Below are 16,075 nucleotides of genomic sequence, written 5' to 3' on the forward strand. Positions count from 1 at the left end.
ACTTTTTGTACGCTAGCCTTCAATTGCCAATGGCAAATACGGCGGGCGTTTGATTGTTAAGGCCATCGGGCAATTGACCTGCGGCCAATTTTCGCCATTGCTGAACAGCTGTACTGCGATGCGTGGCATCGGGCAAGGTAATGCCGCTGCTGAATGCCAAGCGCGTATTGCCTTGAAGCGTTTGCACCAGCGCAGACCACAGCGGTGCGTTGCGATAAGGCGTCTCAATGAACAACTGCGTTTGACCGGTCTTGTGTGCAAGCAGTTCTAATTCTTTGATGCGGCGGCTGCGTTCTTGTGCATCCTGAGGCAAGTACCCCACGAAAGCAAAGTTTTGGCCATTCATGCCGCTGCTGGCCAAAGCCAACAACAGAGATACAGGGCCCACCAAGGCCACGACTTGAATGCCAAGGTCGTGGGCGGCGCGCACCACAGAGCTGCCGGGGTCTGCAACCGCTGGCATGCCTGCTTCACTCACCAATCCCATGTCTTGTCCCTGCATTGCCATTGCCAGCAATGGCTTGGCATCAAAGCCACCTTGGTGATCGCCTTTTTTATGAACTTCCCGTGGCAGCTCGGTGATCACTTGAGATTGAATGGGCGCTGAAAGCGTGCAGCTTGCGTCAATGCGTTTGAGATAAGCGCGCGTTGTTTTTGCGTTTTCACAAATCCAGTGGGTGATGTTGGCGGCAGCTTGGACCGTGCCCATTGGCATGACGCTTTCAAGCGCTGCTTCTTGCTTGCAGCCAAAATCCAAAGGCGCTGGCACCAAATAAAGTTTGCCCAAATTTTTACCAGCGTTTGTCATAGCAATTTCACCCCAGCGGCGCTGAGCATGTGGCAAGTTCGGATCAAAGGAAGTCCGACCAAAGCGGTTGGATCGTCGTTGTCGATGGCGGCCAACAAGGCAATGCCAAGGCCTTCGCTTTTGGCGCTGCCGGCGCAATCGTAAGGTTCTTCGGCTTTCAGATAGGACTCAATTTCTGCGTCAGTCAAATCCCTGAAGGTCACTTTCACGGCGGCCAAGTCCGTTTGCTCAAAACCTGTGGCCAAACAAATCACCGAGAGCGCTGTTTGAAAAATGACGGTTTTGCCGCGCATGCGTTGCAATTGCTTCACTGCGTTGGCGTGATTGCCTGGTTTGCCCAGAGGTTGCCCTTCTAGGTCGGCCACTTGATCAGAGCCAATCACCACGGCCTCCGGGTTTTTGCTGGCAACCGCCCGTGCTTTGGCCAAGGCCAAACGCAGCGCCAAATCTCTAGGCGTTTCGTTGATGTGGGGTGTTTCGTCCACCTCGGGGGCTGCAACCTCAAAGGGAATGTTCAGCCGGGACAGCAATTCCTTGCGGTAGCGTGAGCTTGAGCCCAGGATCAAAGTGCGACTTGAAGCGGGGGATAGGTGGGTTGAATTGTCTTTGGACATGCCTCAATTCTCTTACACTGCAGCCATGGATAAAAAAATTGATTTGAAACACTTCAACGTCAAGGCCTTTGCCCGGGACGGCATGAATGCGCAAGGTCAGGAAAGTTTGGCGCATTTTGAGCGTTTGTCAGACTTGGCATGGTCTGGCGAAGGACAAAAAGCGCAGAGTTCGCAAGTTTCTTGGTCACTGACTGGTGAAATGGTCCCCGTCACGGGGGGGGATTCGGAAATCTGGTTGCATTTGTCAGCCGAGGTCAGTCTGCCCATGCAGTGCCAGCGATGCATGGGGCCCGTGTTGGTGGATGTATTTTCAGATCAATCCTTCCGCTTTGTGGCCGATGAAGCAACAGCTGAGGCGCAAGATGATGAATCTGAAGAGGATTTGTTGGTTTTAGCCCCTGAGTTGGATGTTGGGGCCTTGATTGAGGATGAGTTGATCATGTCGGCGCCCATCGTCCCCAAACATGAGATTTGTCCTGCTTCGGTGACGCTTTCGGTTGCTGACGAGGCTTTTGAGGAGGCTTTGGCAGCCAAACCCAATCCTTTTGCCGCCCTTGCACAATTGAAACAAAAACCACACTAAAGCCCTAGAAGGGCTCAAAAGATTGGGCTATAATCAGCGGCTTCGCGTCTTTCAGGGACGTGAGTCCACCATTTAACCCAAAGCTGCGTTGCAAAAATTACGCTGCTTACAACGCCTCTAAGGAGCCATCATGGCTGTTCAACAAAATAAAAAGTCACCTTCCAAACGTGGCATGCACCGTTCACACAACGCACTGAACGTGCCTGGTATCGCTGTCGAGCCAACAACTGGCGAAACACACTTGCGTCACCACATCAGCCCCAACGGTTTCTACCGTGGTCGCCAAGTATTGAAGAACAAGTCAGAAGCCTAACTGACGCTAGACACAAAGGCCCGATGCTACATTCAAGGTAGCCTCGGGCCTTTGTTTTTGCGCTTTTAAGAAACATGTCCTCCAAAGAAATCTTCACGCTGTCTGTCGACTGCATGGGCGGGGATCATGGTCCTCGCATTACCCTGCCGGCGTGTCGTAACTTTTTAGCAAAACATCCTGCAGCACGACTGTTGTTGGTGGGGCAGCCAGAGGCTTTGGCCGGATTTCAGCATGAGCGTGTTGAAGTCGTCGCAGCCTCCGAGGTGGTGGGAATGGACGACCCGGTTGAGGTTGCGTTGCGCCGTAAAAAAGACTCATCGATGCGCGTGGCCATCGAGCAGGTTAAGTCTGGCGCAGCTGATGCTGCTGTATCTGCTGGCAATACGGGTGCATTGATGGCGATCGCACGCTATGTTCTGAAAACAATGGACGGCATCGACAGACCGGCCATTGCGGGACAAATGCCCAATTTCAAAGGCGGTGGCACCACCATGCTGGATTTGGGAGCCAATGTCGATTGTGCGCCCGAGCACCTGCTTCAGTTTGCAGTCATGGGTTCAGCCTTGGTTTCGGTCTTGCAAGACAACGAAAGCCCCAGTGTGGGTTTGTTGAACATTGGTGAAGAAGCCATTAAAGGCAACGAAATCATCAAAAAAACAGGTGAACTGCTGCGATCTGCCGGCAATTCCGGCGATTTGAACTTTTATGGCAACGTCGAAGGCAATGATATTTTCAAGGGCACCGTCGACATCGTGGTGTGTGATGGGTTTGTGGGCAATGTCGCTCTAAAAACCAGCGAAGGCTTGGCCACCATGATGGGTGGCTTCTTGAAATCTGAGTTTTCTCGCAATATCTTCACCAAAATTGCTGCCATCTTTGCTTATCCTGTTCTAAATTCGTTTAAAAACAGGGTTGACCATCGCCGCTACAACGGCGCTGCCTTGTTGGGTTTGCGTGGATTGGTTTTTAAAAGTCACGGCTCAGCCGACGAGCTGGCCTTCGAAACTGCACTCAACCGAGCGTATGATGCGGCTAGACATCAACTGCTCAGCCGTGTTGCGGCCCGAATTGCCCATGCAGCCCCTTTGTTGGCCATGCAAGGCGCCTCATCTGAGGATTCGGCTCACGCGGCCGCTACCGAATGACCATTTATTCACGTATTTCAGGCACAGGCAGCTATCTGCCCCCAAGGCGATTGACCAATGCCGATTTGGTGGCCGAATTGGCCGCAAAAGGCATCGAAAGCTCTGACGAGTGGATCGTTGAGCGCACCGGCATCCGGGCTCGACATTTTGTTGACGCTGGCGTTGGCAGCAGTGATCTGGGTGCAGAGGCTGCACGCAGAGCCATCGCTGCAGCAGGTTGCCAAGCATCTGACATTGATCTGATCATCGTTGCCACCTCCACGCCAGACATGGTGTTCCCATCTACGGCTGCTTTGCTTCAAAACAAACTGGGCATTGCAGGCTGCCCCGTGTTTGATGTTCAAGCGGTTTGCAGCGGCTTTATCTATGCCATGACCGTGGCCGATGCCATGATTCAAACCGGTACTGCCAAACGCGCTTTGGTCATTGGTGCCGAAGTCTTCAGCCGCATCTTGGATTTCAAAGATCGCACCACTTGCGTCTTGTTTGGTGACGGCGCCGGTGCTGTTGTGCTGGAAGCTTCTGACACCCCGGGTATCTTGGCTACTGACATCCATGCCGATGGCAAATATTCCGACATCTTGTGTGTGCCTGGCCACGTGTCGGGCGGTGCCATTTTGGGTGATCCCGTTTTGAAAATGGACGGTCAGGCGGTCTTTAAGTTGGCTGTTGGCGTGTTGGAAGAAACCGCACGCGCATCTTTGGGTAAGGCGGGCTTGAACGATTCCGACATCGATTGGCTTATTCCGCACCAAGCCAACATTCGCATCATGCAAAGCACGGCTCGCAAACTCAAAATGCCGATGGAAAAAGTTATTGTCACGGTCGATCAGCACGGCAATACGTCCGCTGCATCCATTCCGCTGGCGCTGGACCACGGTGTTCGTTCTGGACAAATTTCCAAAGGTCAAACCTTGATGCTGGAAGGCGTCGGTGGTGGTTTTACTTGGGGATCTGTCCTCTTAAAATATTGAAAAATTCTGTACAGACATCATGAGTGCATTTGCTTTCGTTTTCCCTGGTCAAGGTTCACAATCCGTGGGCATGTTGGACGCATGGGGCGATCATCCTGCCGTCAAGGAAGCCCTCCAAGAGGCCTCCGATGCCATGGGTGAAGATTTGGGTGCGCTGATTCAAAACGGGCCCAAGGAAGCATTGGGACTGACCACCAACACGCAGCCAGTGATGTTGGTTTCGGCCGTTGCGGCTTATCGTGCCTGGTTGGCAGAAGGTGGTGCCAAGCCCGCTGTGCTTGCTGGCCATTCTTTGGGTGAGTATTCGGCATTGGTCGCTTCTGGCGTTTTGACATTGGCACAAGCCGCGCCTCTGGTGCGATTCCGTGCTGCGGCCATGCAAGATGCAGTGGCCGTAGGCGCTGGTGCGATGGCCGCCGTGTTGGGTATGGAGGCAACCAAAGTCATTGAAGGTTGCGCCCAAGCCCAAGCCACTTTCCCTGCAGGCAGTGGCGAGGTGGTAGAAGCTGTGAACTTCAACGATCCCGGTCAAACCGTGATTGCCGGCAGCAAGGCTGCCGTCGAAAAAGCGTGTGAAGTTTTGAAAGCAATGGGTGCCAAGCGTGCACTCAATTTGCCAGTGTCAGCTCCTTTCCACTCCAGTCTCATGAAGCCTGCGGCAGAAAAGTTGAAAGAAAAGTTGGCGTCAACAACATTTGCCGCCCCCCAAATTCCGGTCGTGAACAACATTGATGTGACGGTGGAAATCGATGCGGATCGGATTCGCGATGCGCTCTATCGCCAAGCATTTGGCCCCGTTCGTTGGGTCGAATGCGTTCAAGCCATCAAGGCCAAAGGCATCACCAACGTGGTGGAGTGCGGTCCTGGCAAGGTCTTGGCGGGCATGGTCAAGCGCATTGATGCCGACATGACAGGCTTGCCTTTGTTCGATCCTGCCTCTTTGGCGGAAGTGAAAGGAGCCTTGGCATGAGTATCGCCACAACAGAATTCAAAGGCCAAGTGGCATTGGTCACAGGCGCTTCCCGCGGCATTGGCGCAGCCATTGCTTTGGAATTGGCCCAACAAGGCTTGCAAGTGGTTGGTACAGCCACCACAGACGAAGGCGCCGCACGCATTTCTGCCGCTTTGTCAGCCTTTCCTGGCTGCCGTGGGGCTAATTTGAATGTCAATGACGCAGCAGCAGGTGAGGCTCTGATCGACGACATCGTTAAATCACAAGGCGGCCTGCATGTTTTGGTCAACAACGCGGGCATTACCCGTGACACTTTGGCCATGCGCATGAAGGACGACGATTGGGACGCCGTGTTGGACACCAATTTAAAGGCTGTTTTTCGCATGAGCCGTGCAGCCATTCGCCCCATGATGAAGCAGCGTTACGGCCGAATCATCAGCATCACCAGCGTGGTAGGGGCTTCTGGCAACCCTGGACAAGCCAATTACGCCGCTGCAAAAGCCGGTGTGGCCGGTATGACCCGTGCCTTGGCCCGCGAGTTGGGCAGCCGCAACATCACGGTCAATTGCGTCGCGCCAGGCTTTATTGCCACCGATATGACGGCTGCGCTGCCAGAAGCACAGCATCAAGCCCTGATGGTTCAAATTCCATTGGGTAAACTAGGTACACCTGAGGACATTGCGCATGCAGTGTCCTATTTGGCCAGTCCGCTGGCAGGTTATGTTACGGGTCAGGAACTGCATGTCAATGGCGGCATGCACATGTCCTGATAAAATCTCCTTTTTCCACAACCCTCAGAGGGAACCATGAGCGATATCGAAGCACGTGTCAAAAAAATCATTGCTGAACAACTCGGCGTTGAAGAGTCACAAGTCACACCAGAGAAAGCATTCGTTGCTGACTTGGGCGCAGACTCACTGGACACAGTAGAGCTGGTAATGGCGTTAGAAGACGAATTTGGAATTGAAATTCCAGACGAAGACGCTGAAAAGATCACCACTGTCAAAGCGGCGATCGACTACGCCCAAAGCAAAAAGGCTTGATCTGAGATGACCCGTCGTCGCGTCGTTGTCACGGGCCTGGGATGTATCAGCCCCGTTGGAAATACGGTGGCGGACGCATGGGCCAATCTCTTGGCAGGCCAATCCGGTATTGGTCTGATCTCTAAATTTGATACCTCCGCTTTCTCTTGCCGCATCGCAGGAGAGGTGAAGGGCTTCAATTTGGAACAGTACATCAGCGCCAAAGAAGCGCGCACGATGGACACCTTCATTCATTTTGGCATTGCTGCAGCGGTTCAAGCTGTAGAAGATGCCGGCTTGCCTACGGGCGAGGCTTTGGACGACGAGTTGGCCACACGCATTGCTTGCGTGATTGGTTCTGGCATTGGTGGTTTGCCCATGATTGAGCAAACTCATGTCGAGTACACCGCTCGCGGCCCACGCCGTATTTCTCCTTTCTTTGTGCCAGCTTCCATCATCAACATGATTGCTGGCCATGTTTCCATGCGTTTTGGTTTCAAAGGTCCCAATTTGGCCGTTGTCACCGCCTGTACCACCGGTCTCCACTGCATTGGCGAAGCCAGCCGCATGATTGAGTACGGTGATGCAGACGTCGTGGTGGCGGGTGGTTCCGAAGCCACCATTTCGCCTTTGGGTTTGGGTGGCTTTGCGGCCATGCGCGCCCTGTCTACTCGCAACGACGATCCAGCAGCTGCTTCTCGTCCTTGGGACAAAGACCGTGACGGTTTTGTCTTGGGCGAAGGCGCGGGTGTCATGGTGCTTGAAGAATACGAGCATGCCAAAGCCCGCGGTGCCAAAATTTATGCCGAAGTTTGCGGTTATGGCATGAGCGCCGATGCGGGTCACATGACTGCACCTAGCATGGACGGACCACGTCGAGCCATGGTCTCGGCCATGCGCAATGCCGGCATCAATGCAGACCAAATCAATTACTTGAACGCACACGGTACGTCCACGCCCTTGGGTGATGTGAATGAAACCAATGCCATCAAGGCTGCTTTGGGTGACCATGCCAAGAAAACTTTGGTCAGTTCGACCAAGTCAATGACCGGCCACTTGCTGGGTGGTGCAGGTGGCATTGAAAGTATTTTCACGGTGTTGGCTTTGCATCACCAAAAAGTGCCGCCCACCATCAACTTGGACAATCAAGATCCTGAGTGCGATTTGGATTACTGCGCCAACACCGCTCGCGATGTCAAAATTGACTACGCGCTGAAAAACAACTTCGGTTTCGGTGGCACCAATGGCAGTTTGGTTTTCCGTCGGATCTAATTCAGTTGAATTCCAACGCCCCATCGGTTGACTTCCCGGTGGGGCGTTTTTTCATGGGCGTTTACATGGTGATGGCGTTCTCCATTGTCACCGCTGGCGCCTTGACCTACAGTTTTTTGTTTGGTGACTTTCAAGGTTGGCGCGCCAATTTGCTGCTGCTTGTTTGGGTTTTCGCCAGTGGCCTGTCAATGTGGGCAGTGAGACAAGGTCAGTCACGTGGTTGGTTGTCTTGGAACGGCAATGTCTGGCATGAGTTGCCCATCAACGCGTCCAGCTTCTCGCCAGAAAATGTGTTGGACTGCGGCGTCACCGTTCATCTCGATATGCAGAGGCACATGCTGGTGTCCTTGTACAACCCGAATGGTTTTCGCAAATGGTTTTGGGTCAGTCGAAAATCATTTCCTGAGCGTTGGCATGGCTTTCGTTGCGCTGTATATTCGCGTTCCGAATGAAGTCTCTTTCATTGAAAAATTTGGAGCGAACGTTTTCTATGAAATCATTGAATGCAAAAGCACCGGGATCTGGGGTGTCGTTTTTCTTGGCATTGGCATGTGCCTTCAGTCTGCAAATGCCTTTGATGGCCTCGGCGCAACAAGGCATGGTCAAAGGCTTGCCAGACTTCACAGAGTTGGTTGAGCAAGTTGGGCCCTCTGTGGTCAACATTCGCACGCTAGAGAAAGTTCGTGCACAGCCGCAAAACGGCGGCGGAATGGACGACGAAACACAGGATCTACTGCGTCGTTTCTTTGGCATTCCTATTCCCAACGTGCCCAATCCACCCAACGCGCCCAGACAGGCGCCTAGGCAAGGTCGCACACCCGTGCCTGAAGAATCACAACCCAGAGGCGTAGGTTCTGGTTTTGTACTGACCTCTGATGGTTTCATCATGACCAATGCCCATGTCGTCGATGGCGCCGATGAGGTGTTGGTGACCTTGACCGACAAGCGAGAGTTCAAGGCCAAATTGATTGGTGCAGACAAGCGCACAGACGTCGCTGTGGTGAAAATTCAGGCAACGGGTTTGCCCGCTGTCAAAGTCGGTGATGTGTCGCGACTCAAAGTAGGCGAGTGGGTGATGGCCATTGGCTCCCCATTTGGGTTAGACAACTCCGTGACGGCAGGTATTGTGAGTGCCAAGCAGCGCGATACGGGCGACTACTTGCCCTTCATTCAAACCGACGTGGCCATCAACCCAGGTAATTCGGGTGGCCCCTTGATCAACATGCGCGGTGAAGTGATTGGCATCAACAGTCAAATCTATTCCCGCTCAGGTGGTTTCATGGGCATTTCCTTCGCCATTCCGATGGACGAAGCAATGCGTGTCAGTGAGCAGTTGCGGTCCAACGGACGTGTCACGCGAGGTCGCATTGGTGTACAGATAGAGCCCGTCACCAAAGAGTTGGCCGAGTCAATCGGACTGGGCAAGGCGCAAGGCGCCTTGATCAACCGCATTGAACCAGGTGCGCCCGCAGACAAAGCGGGCTTGGAAGCGGGCGATGTGATCCTCAAAATTGATGGCAAGCAGATTGAGAAGTCGGCAGATCTGCCTCGCTTGGTGGGCAACACCAAACCCGGTACCAAAAGTACTTTAACGGTGTTCCGACGTGGCGCAACCAAAGAGATGAGCATCGTGATCGCTGAACTTGAACCTGAAAAGGTGGCCAAGCGCAGTTCGGAAATTGAAGAGAAGCCAAAGGCCAGCGCTTCTGCGCAAGGCTTGGGCTTGGTCGTGACGGAATTGACCGATGCTCAGAAAACAGAATTGAAAATCAAAGGCGGCGTGCGCGTTGAAAGCGTGCAAGATCAAGCCGCCAAAGCAGGATTGAGAGAGGGTGATGTGATTCTGGCCGTTGGCAATCACGAAGTGACGCAGATGAAAGAATTTGAAGCTGCGGTTGCCAAAATTGACAAGAATTTAGCGGTCAGTGTGTTGTTCCGTCGGGGTGAGCTCACGCGCTTTGCCTTGATTCGGCCGATTCGTTGATCTTTAGAATGTCAAGAGTCCCTTTTGAATCACAGGGTTTTCCAGAATTTAAAAATATTTTTTAGGTTTGTATTCACTAACTTTTTAAGGCTCTGTTTGTCAAAAATGGTTAAAATCTGAGCACTTGAACCAAGATTCATGGCGAAAAAAGCAGGAGTGTGTTCACGATGTGGGATGTCCCACATCAGTCCACCGGTGATCCACAGAACACCCACAAGTTATTCATAAAAGCCCAAGCTAAATTGTGAATAACTTGTTAATAAGTTTTCTGTTGCGAGCTTGCAACGACCTGCAAAGAGCGATTTTGAGGCTGTACGTGTCTGGCTTTTTGCCTACAATGAAGTCCCAACTATCGCAGTTGCCATTGATTGTTGGTTCAGGGCGCGTCCTCATTCGACGCGCCCTTTTTTCTTGTCTAGTCCTTTGAATCTCAAACACTTGTAGCTGGTCCTTGATGAATCACATCAGAAATTTCTCCATCATTGCGCACATCGATCATGGCAAATCGACGCTTGCCGATCGCCTGATTCAACGTTGCGGTGGTTTGCAAGAACGTGAAATGGAAGCGCAAGTTCTCGACTCCATGGACATCGAAAAAGAACGCGGCATTACCATCAAAGCGCAGACAGCTTCGCTGCAATACAAAGCCAAAGACGGCCAAATTTACAACCTCAATTTGATCGACACACCAGGTCACGTTGACTTCTCTTATGAGGTTTCACGCTCCTTGTCGGCCTGTGAAGGTGCATTGCTGGTGGTCGATGCCAGCCAAGGTGTGGAAGCTCAAACCGTTGCCAATTGCTACACCGCACTCGACCTGGGTGTCGAGGTGGTGCCTGTGCTCAACAAGATGGATTTGCCGCAAGCAGATCCAGAGAATGCCAAAGCGGAAGTCGAAGATGTGATCGGCATTGACGCCAGCGAGGCCATTCCGTGTTCTGCCAAAACGGGCATGGGCATCGAAGATATTTTGGAAGCCATCGTTGCCAAAATCCCAGCCCCCAAAGGCAATCCCAACGCGCCACTGCGCGCCATGATCGTCGACAGTTGGTTTGACACCTATGTGGGCGTGGTGATGTTGGTGCGCGTGGTTGACGGTCGTTTGGGCAAGGGCGAGCGTTTCAAGATGATGGCCACAGGGGCTGTGTATAACGCAGACACCATGGGCGTTTTCACGCCCGCCAATGAACCACGTGAGAGCCTCGAAGCAGGTCAAGTGGGTTACATCATTGCAGGCATCAAAGAATTGCAAGCGGCCAAAGTGGGCGACACCATCACACTTGAAAAGAAACTGCCCAACAATTTAGGACCTGCTGAACAAGCGCTGCCAGGTTTCAAAGAAATTCAGCCGCAAGTGTTTGCCGGTTTGTACCCCACCGAAGCCAATCAATACGATTCTTTGCGCGATGCCTTGGAGAAACTCAAACTCAACGATGCCTCTTTGCATTACGAGGCTGAGGTTTCTCAAGCTTTGGGATTTGGCTTCCGCTGTGGCTTCTTGGGTTTGTTGCACATGGAAATTGTGCAAGAGCGATTGGAGCGTGAATTTGACCAAGACCTGATTACCACGGCGCCCAGTGTGGTGTACGAAGTGGTCAAGGGCGATGGCGAAGTCATCATGGTCGAGAATCCCGCCAAAATGCCCGATCAGGGCAAGATGCAAGAGATCAGGGAGCCCATCGTCACGGTGCATTTGTACATGCCCCAAGACTATGTGGGCCCTGTCATGACATTGGCCAACCAAAAGCGCGGCGTGCAAATCAACATGGCTTACCACGGTCGCCAAGTCATGTTGACTTATGAAATGCCGTTGGGTGAGATCGTTTTGGACTTTTTCGACAAGCTGAAGTCCGTGTCGCGGGGCTACGCCTCCATGGACTATGAGTTCAAAGAGTACCGTGCCTCCGATGTTGTGAAGGTCGACATTTTGTTGAACGGCGACAAGGTGGACGCTTTGTCCATCATTGTGCACCGCACCCAAGCTGCCTACCGTGGCCGTGCGGTGGTCGCCAAAATGCGCGAAATCATCAGCCGACAGATGTTCGATGTGGCCATTCAGGCGGCCATTGGTGCCAACATCATCGCTCGTGAAACCGTCAAGGCCTTGCGCAAAAACGTGTTGGCCAAGTGTTATGGTGGCGACATCACCCGCAAACGCAAATTGCTAGAGAAGCAAAAGGCAGGTAAAAAGCGGATGAAACAAATTGGCTCGGTTGAGGTGCCCCAAGAGGCATTCTTGGCCATCTTGCAGGTAGAAGATTGATGGAAGTTCTGACTGGATTTTTGCTGGCGGCTTTTTGTGGCTACGCTGGTTCTTGGTACTTTGGTTTGATCGAGGGCAATTTTGCTTTGCTCATGCTGATGGCGGTGGTCATCTCTGGCAGCTATTGGCTGGCTGAAAAATTCTATTTCTGGCCTCAGCGACTCAAAGCTGTCGAGCAACTTGACCGAGAAAAAGCAAAGCGCCACCAAGAACTTTCCAAGATGGGCATTGACCGTGTGGACACAGACACTGGAGAGGCACGCGACAGATTGCTCATGCAGCCTTGGTGGCTCGATTGGACAGCCGGTCTGTTTCCCGTCATTTTGGTTGTTTTTGTCCTGCGCTCCTTTTTGTTTGAGCCCTTCAAAATCCCATCGGGCTCCATGATTCCCACCTTATGGGTGGGCGACTTGATTTTGGTGAACAAGTTTCACTATGGCATTCGTTTGCCTGTGGCCAACATCAAAATCACTCAAGGTACCCCCGTGGCGAGAGGCGATGTGATGGTTTTCAGGTACCCACCACGCCCCAGCGTCGATTACATCAAGCGTGTCGTCGGTGTCCCAGGCGATGAAGTGGCTTATTTGAACAAGAAACTCAGCATCAATGGCAAGCCAGTGCCCACAGAAGCGCTGCCTGAGTTTTTTGATGAATCCGTCATGCGCTATTTCAAACAGTCTAAAGAAAAGCTGGGCGACAAAACGCACAATTTGATTGTGGACGACGATCGCCCTGCGTTCATTCCAGGTGCCGATGATTTTGCATTCCGAGACCGTTGCAATTACACCGTGGAGGGTGTTGTTTGCAAAGTACCCGAAGGCCATTACTTCATGATGGGTGACAATCGCGATAATTCTTTGGATTCTCGTTATTGGGGTTTTGTGCCCGATGCCAACATCGTGGGCAGGGCATTTTTTGTCTGGATGAATTTTGGCAATTTGGGCCGCATCGGCTCCTTCAATTGATTAAACCTTTGGGCAAGATCAGGTTTGCACACATTTAAACATTGAACAGGTCAACAGTTTGAACGACGGTCTAATTCAGTTGCAAGTCCGCATGAACCACAACTTCAAAGACGTGGCTTTGCTTGAACGCGCAATTACGCATCGGAGTTTTTCAGCGGATCACAACGAACGTCTCGAATTCTTGGGCGATTCTGTCTTGAATTTGGCCGTGGCACACTTGCTGTTTGAGCAGTTGCGCGATTTGCCTGAAGGCGATTTGTCTCGTGTACGTGCCAATTTGGTCAAGCAAGAGACCTTGCACCAACTGGCGCTCAAACTCGAAATTCCGGCTTGCTTGAAGCTGGGTGAAGGTGAGTTGAAATCGGGTGGTCAACGCCGTCCTTCTATTCTGGCCGATGCCCTGGAAGCCTTGATTGGCGCCGTTTTCTTAGATGCTGGCTACGATGTGGCGGAAAAATGGGTACATGCTCTTTTTCAAAATGTCGAGATCACGCCGCAAATGCAAGCGGCCGCCAAAGACCCCAAAACAGAATTGCAAGAGTGGTTACAAGGCCGTAAATTGCAGTTACCCCAATACAGTGTGGTGGCCACCTCAGGCGCCGCCCACCGTCAAATTTTTGATGTCGCTTGCGACATCCCCGAACTCAGTCTCTCACAACACGGCAGCGGCCCTTCGCGTCGTGCCGGTGAGCAAGCCGCGGCAGCTGCCATGCTTGAAATTTTGAAAGTCAAGGCACGCGGATGAACACAGAAACCAATCCCGCCCAACGTTGCGGTTTGGTGGCCATTGTTGGCAAACCCAATGTGGGCAAATCCACTTTGCTCAACGCATTGGTCGGCCAAAAAATCAGCATCACCTCGCGCAAAGCGCAAACCACACGCCACCGCATCACAGGCATTCGTACCGAAGGGTCGACCCAGTATGTGTTTGTCGACACGCCAGGTTTTCAAACCCGTCACAACACGGCTTTGAACAAGTCCTTGAATAAAACGGTTCTCGGTGCTGTGGGCGATGTGGATTTGGTTTTGTTTGTGGTTGAAGCGGGCATGTTCAATACCGCCGATGCCAAAGTGTTGGCCTTGCTCAAGCCCAATGTGCCTGTTTTGTTGATTGCCAACAAGCTGGATGCCATCAACCGCCGTGAAGATTTGGCGCCTTGGCTCAAAGAAATGCAAGAGCGTCATCCGTTCACTGAGTTTGTGCCCATGTCGGCCAAAAACGCCAAGGACATTGAGCGCTTGATGGGTTACTGCGAGAAGTACCTGCCCGAGCAAGCCTGGTGGTATGCCGAGGATGAATTGACCGACCGCAGCGAAAAGTTTTTGGCCAGCGAAATTGTTCGCGAAAAATTGTTCCGATTCACAGGCGATGAATTGCCTTACACCTCCACGGTGGTGATCGACAAGTTTGAAGAAGAACCCAGCCGCTCTGCCAATCGCATGATTCGCATTGCAGCCACCATTGTGGTCGAGCGCGAAGGCCACAAAGCCATGGTGATTGGCGACAAAGGCGAGCGCCTGAAGCGCATCGGAACAGAAGCGCGACAAGAGCTTGAAAAACTCATGGATGCCAAAGTGTTCATCGAGTTATGGGTCAAGGTTCGCTCAGGCTGGGCCGACGACGAAGCGCGTGTTCGCTCCTTCGGTTACGAATAAAAAGCGCAGGCCATGGCCGCAGTCTTGAAACGAATTTCGGATGAGCCGGCCTATGTGCTGCACCGCTACGATTGGAGCGAGTCCAGCCTCATTCTCGAGGTTTTCACACGGCATCATGGGCGCGTTGCCTTGGTCGCCAAAGGCGCGAAAAAACCCAGTTCTTCTTTCCGGCCCGTTTTGCTGCCGCTTCAGGCCATTCAAGTGGCCTACGGTGGCGACGCAGACATTCGCACCTTGAAGTCGGCCGAGTGGGTGGGTGGTCATGTGATGCCAACTGGTGATGCCTTGCTCTCTGGGTATTACTTGAACGAGCTGCTCCTCAAATTGTTGGCGCGGGAAGATCCCCATCCGTCATTGTTCGATGCTTACACAGCCACTGTAAGGGTCATGGCCACAGAGCCGGGCGAATTGCTTCAAGCCTCATTGCGTGTGTTTGAGCTTTTATTGCTCAGAGAAATAGGTTTGTTACCGAGTCTGAATTGCCAAACGCTCACCATGGCCGACTTGGACGAGACCCGAGATTACTGCTTGGTGCCAGAAGGTGGTTTGCGCTTGGCGCACCGAGATGATCGTCATGCCTTGAAGGGCGCTCAGTGGACAGCGCTTCAAAATGCCTTGGATGGCGCATCCGCTTTTACGGACACGCTTCGTTTGAGCTTGGACATGTTGACGCCACTTCGCACCCAACTGCGCACCTTGCTCAATTACCATTGCGGTGTCGGCACTTTAAAGACCCGTCAAATGATGATCGACATTCAAAGTTTGTGAGCCCTTCATGACCCTTCATTCCAAAACGGCACTGTCCGTCAACGTCAACAAAGTGGCCTTGCTTCGCAATTCGCGCCACTTGGGAATTCCCAGCGTCCTGAAAGCAGCGCAGATGTGCCTGGAGGCTGGCGCACAAGGCATCACGATTCACCCGCGGCCCGACGAGCGCCACATTCGCGCAACAGACGTGGTGGAATTGGCTGACTTGATGAAACGCTGGCCTGACCGGGAGTTCAACATTGAGGGCAATCCCTTTCACCAACTGATGGACTTTGTCAGAACGTATCGGCCTCACCAGGTGACCTTCGTGCCCGACAGCGAAGGCCAGTTCACCAGTGACCATGGGTGGTCCTTTACGAAGGATGCAGCCCAGCTCAAACCTTTGATAGATGAATGCAAGTCCTTGGGTGTGCGCGTCAGTTTGTTCATGGATCCTGAGCCTGAGCAGATGCAAGCGGTGAAGCAAGTGGGTGCAGACCGCGTAGAGCTTTATACAGAACCTTATGCTGCAAGCTTTGGCTCATCCGCCAATGCGGCCTGTTTGGAAACGTATGTGGCCACAGCCAAAGCTGCCATGGCGCTGGGTTTGGGTGTCAATGCCGGCCATGATTTGAACCAGGACAACTTGCCAACATTTGCACAAGCAGTGCCGGGCCTGTTGGAAGTTTCCATTGGTCACGCGTTGATTGCTGACGCTTTGGAAGTTGGCTATGGGGCCACTGTTCGCGGCTATTTGAAAGCCTTAGGTCGATAGCA

Annotated in this window: 18 protein-coding genes; 16 read left to right on the plus strand and 2 right to left on the minus strand. The window is 52.6% G+C overall.

The features are described from left to right. Window positions 1-19: 19 nt before the first annotated feature. The gene (locus B9Z46_RS06380) at window positions 20-808 is read right to left on the minus strand and encodes an SAM-dependent methyltransferase (RefSeq protein ID WP_108255032.1); all 789 of its coding nucleotides are present in this window, start codon (window positions 806-808) and stop codon (window positions 20-22) included. Beyond that, a complete protein-coding gene (locus tag B9Z46_RS06385) occupies window positions 805-1,422 on the minus strand; it encodes a Maf family nucleotide pyrophosphatase (protein ID WP_199220563.1) in 618 nt (205 codons plus the stop codon). Before B9Z46_RS06385 ends, B9Z46_RS06380 begins: the two co-directional genes overlap by 4 nt. Window positions 1,423-1,447: 25 nt before the next feature. Between B9Z46_RS06385 and B9Z46_RS06390 the strand changes: the two genes are divergently transcribed. The 16 genes from B9Z46_RS06390 (at window position 1,448) to B9Z46_RS06470 (ending at window position 16,073) form a co-directional block, all read left to right on the plus strand. Beyond that, window positions 1,448-2,005, plus strand: a complete 558-nt coding sequence (locus B9Z46_RS06390; protein WP_108255768.1) for a DUF177 domain-containing protein — start codon at window positions 1,448-1,450, stop codon at window positions 2,003-2,005. A 130-nt stretch (window positions 2,006-2,135) separates the two neighbouring features. Next, complete coding sequence (rpmF, locus tag B9Z46_RS06395) at window positions 2,136-2,318, plus strand: 50S ribosomal protein L32 (protein WP_005794249.1); 183 nt, start codon at window positions 2,136-2,138, stop codon at window positions 2,316-2,318. An 89-nt stretch (window positions 2,319-2,407) separates the two neighbouring features. Continuing rightward, window positions 2,408-3,463 (plus strand): phosphate acyltransferase PlsX, encoded by a 1,056-nt coding sequence (plsX, locus tag B9Z46_RS06400; protein WP_108255770.1) that lies wholly within the window; start codon window positions 2,408-2,410, stop codon window positions 3,461-3,463. Next, a complete protein-coding gene (locus tag B9Z46_RS06405; RefSeq protein WP_108255033.1) occupies window positions 3,460-4,437 on the plus strand; it encodes a beta-ketoacyl-ACP synthase III in 978 nt (325 codons plus the stop codon). The genes plsX and B9Z46_RS06405 overlap by 4 nt, the downstream gene beginning before the upstream one ends. A 19-nt stretch (window positions 4,438-4,456) precedes the next feature. Further along, window positions 4,457-5,407: an ACP S-malonyltransferase gene (gene fabD, locus B9Z46_RS06410; protein WP_199220564.1), complete on the plus strand. Its 951-nt coding sequence runs from the start codon at window positions 4,457-4,459 to the stop codon at window positions 5,405-5,407. Further along, on the plus strand, window positions 5,404-6,159 hold the full coding sequence (fabG, locus tag B9Z46_RS06415; protein WP_199220565.1) for a 3-oxoacyl-ACP reductase FabG: 756 nt from the start codon (window positions 5,404-5,406) through the stop codon (window positions 6,157-6,159). Before fabD ends, fabG begins: the two co-directional genes overlap by 4 nt. A gap of 36 nt (window positions 6,160-6,195) precedes the next feature. Then, on the plus strand, window positions 6,196-6,432 hold the full coding sequence (gene acpP, locus B9Z46_RS06420; protein WP_055361315.1) for an acyl carrier protein: 237 nt from the start codon (window positions 6,196-6,198) through the stop codon (window positions 6,430-6,432). 6 nt (window positions 6,433-6,438) lie between these two features. Then, complete coding sequence (gene fabF / locus B9Z46_RS06425) at window positions 6,439-7,683, plus strand: beta-ketoacyl-ACP synthase II (RefSeq protein ID WP_108255036.1); 1,245 nt, start codon at window positions 6,439-6,441, stop codon at window positions 7,681-7,683. A gap of 5 nt (window positions 7,684-7,688) precedes the next feature. After that, complete coding sequence (locus B9Z46_RS06430) at window positions 7,689-8,135, plus strand: hypothetical protein (RefSeq protein WP_146179232.1); 447 nt, start codon at window positions 7,689-7,691, stop codon at window positions 8,133-8,135. Window positions 8,136-8,173: 38 nt separating this feature from the next. Continuing rightward, entirely contained in the window at window positions 8,174-9,667 is a 1,494-nt protein-coding gene (locus B9Z46_RS06435; RefSeq protein ID WP_108255040.1) for a DegQ family serine endoprotease, read from the plus strand. Between the two features lie 454 nt (window positions 9,668-10,121). Beyond that, window positions 10,122-11,930 (plus strand): translation elongation factor 4, encoded by a 1,809-nt coding sequence (lepA, locus tag B9Z46_RS06445; RefSeq protein ID WP_055361310.1) that lies wholly within the window; start codon window positions 10,122-10,124, stop codon window positions 11,928-11,930. Further along, a complete protein-coding gene (gene lepB / locus B9Z46_RS06450) occupies window positions 11,930-12,895 on the plus strand; it encodes a signal peptidase I (RefSeq protein WP_108255042.1) in 966 nt (321 codons plus the stop codon). Before lepA ends, lepB begins: the two co-directional genes overlap by 1 nt. Window positions 12,896-12,986: 91 nt before the next feature. Next, on the plus strand, window positions 12,987-13,640 hold the full coding sequence (gene rnc / locus B9Z46_RS06455) for a ribonuclease III (protein WP_055361308.1): 654 nt from the start codon (window positions 12,987-12,989) through the stop codon (window positions 13,638-13,640). After that, window positions 13,637-14,551, plus strand: coding sequence for a GTPase Era (gene era / locus B9Z46_RS06460; protein WP_108255044.1), 915 nt, complete (start codon window positions 13,637-13,639; stop codon window positions 14,549-14,551). Before rnc ends, era begins: the two co-directional genes overlap by 4 nt. A 12-nt stretch (window positions 14,552-14,563) precedes the next feature. Next, window positions 14,564-15,319 (plus strand): DNA repair protein RecO, encoded by a 756-nt coding sequence (recO, locus tag B9Z46_RS06465; protein ID WP_108255047.1) that lies wholly within the window; start codon window positions 14,564-14,566, stop codon window positions 15,317-15,319. A 7-nt stretch (window positions 15,320-15,326) separates the two neighbouring features. Continuing rightward, window positions 15,327-16,073, plus strand: a complete 747-nt coding sequence (locus B9Z46_RS06470) for a pyridoxine 5'-phosphate synthase (protein ID WP_108255049.1) — start codon at window positions 15,327-15,329, stop codon at window positions 16,071-16,073. The last annotated feature ends 2 nt before the right edge of the window (window positions 16,074-16,075 follow it).

The organism is Limnohabitans sp. Hippo4 (genome assembly GCF_003063605.1).
GTDB lineage: Bacteria > Pseudomonadota > Gammaproteobacteria > Burkholderiales > Burkholderiaceae_C > Limnohabitans_A.

Coding starts and splice junctions, on each gene's coding strand:
- era (WP_108255044.1), top strand. CDS start 13,637: ATGAACACAGAAACCAATCCCGCCCAACGTTGCGGTTTGGTGGCCATT.
- rnc (WP_055361308.1), top strand. CDS start 12,987: ATGAACCACAACTTCAAAGACGTGGCTTTGCTTGAACGCGCAATTACG.
- recO (WP_108255047.1), top strand. CDS start 14,564: ATGGCCGCAGTCTTGAAACGAATTTCGGATGAGCCGGCCTATGTGCTG.
- fabF (WP_108255036.1), top strand. CDS start 6,439: ATGACCCGTCGTCGCGTCGTTGTCACGGGCCTGGGATGTATCAGCCCC.
- rpmF (WP_005794249.1), top strand. CDS start 2,136: ATGGCTGTTCAACAAAATAAAAAGTCACCTTCCAAACGTGGCATGCAC.
- B9Z46_RS06385 (WP_199220563.1), bottom strand. CDS start 1,422: ATGTCCAAAGACAATTCAACCCACCTATCCCCCGCTTCAAGTCGCACT.
- B9Z46_RS06390 (WP_108255768.1), top strand. CDS start 1,448: ATGGATAAAAAAATTGATTTGAAACACTTCAACGTCAAGGCCTTTGCC.
- B9Z46_RS06405 (WP_108255033.1), top strand. CDS start 3,460: ATGACCATTTATTCACGTATTTCAGGCACAGGCAGCTATCTGCCCCCA.
- fabD (WP_199220564.1), top strand. CDS start 4,457: ATGAGTGCATTTGCTTTCGTTTTCCCTGGTCAAGGTTCACAATCCGTG.
- fabG (WP_199220565.1), top strand. CDS start 5,404: ATGAGTATCGCCACAACAGAATTCAAAGGCCAAGTGGCATTGGTCACA.
- B9Z46_RS06470 (WP_108255049.1), top strand. CDS start 15,327: ATGACCCTTCATTCCAAAACGGCACTGTCCGTCAACGTCAACAAAGTG.
- B9Z46_RS06380 (WP_108255032.1), bottom strand. CDS start 808: ATGACAAACGCTGGTAAAAATTTGGGCAAACTTTATTTGGTGCCAGCG.
- acpP (WP_055361315.1), top strand. CDS start 6,196: ATGAGCGATATCGAAGCACGTGTCAAAAAAATCATTGCTGAACAACTC.
- B9Z46_RS06435 (WP_108255040.1), top strand. CDS start 8,174: ATGAAATCATTGAATGCAAAAGCACCGGGATCTGGGGTGTCGTTTTTC.
- lepA (WP_055361310.1), top strand. CDS start 10,122: ATGAATCACATCAGAAATTTCTCCATCATTGCGCACATCGATCATGGC.
- lepB (WP_108255042.1), top strand. CDS start 11,930: ATGGAAGTTCTGACTGGATTTTTGCTGGCGGCTTTTTGTGGCTACGCT.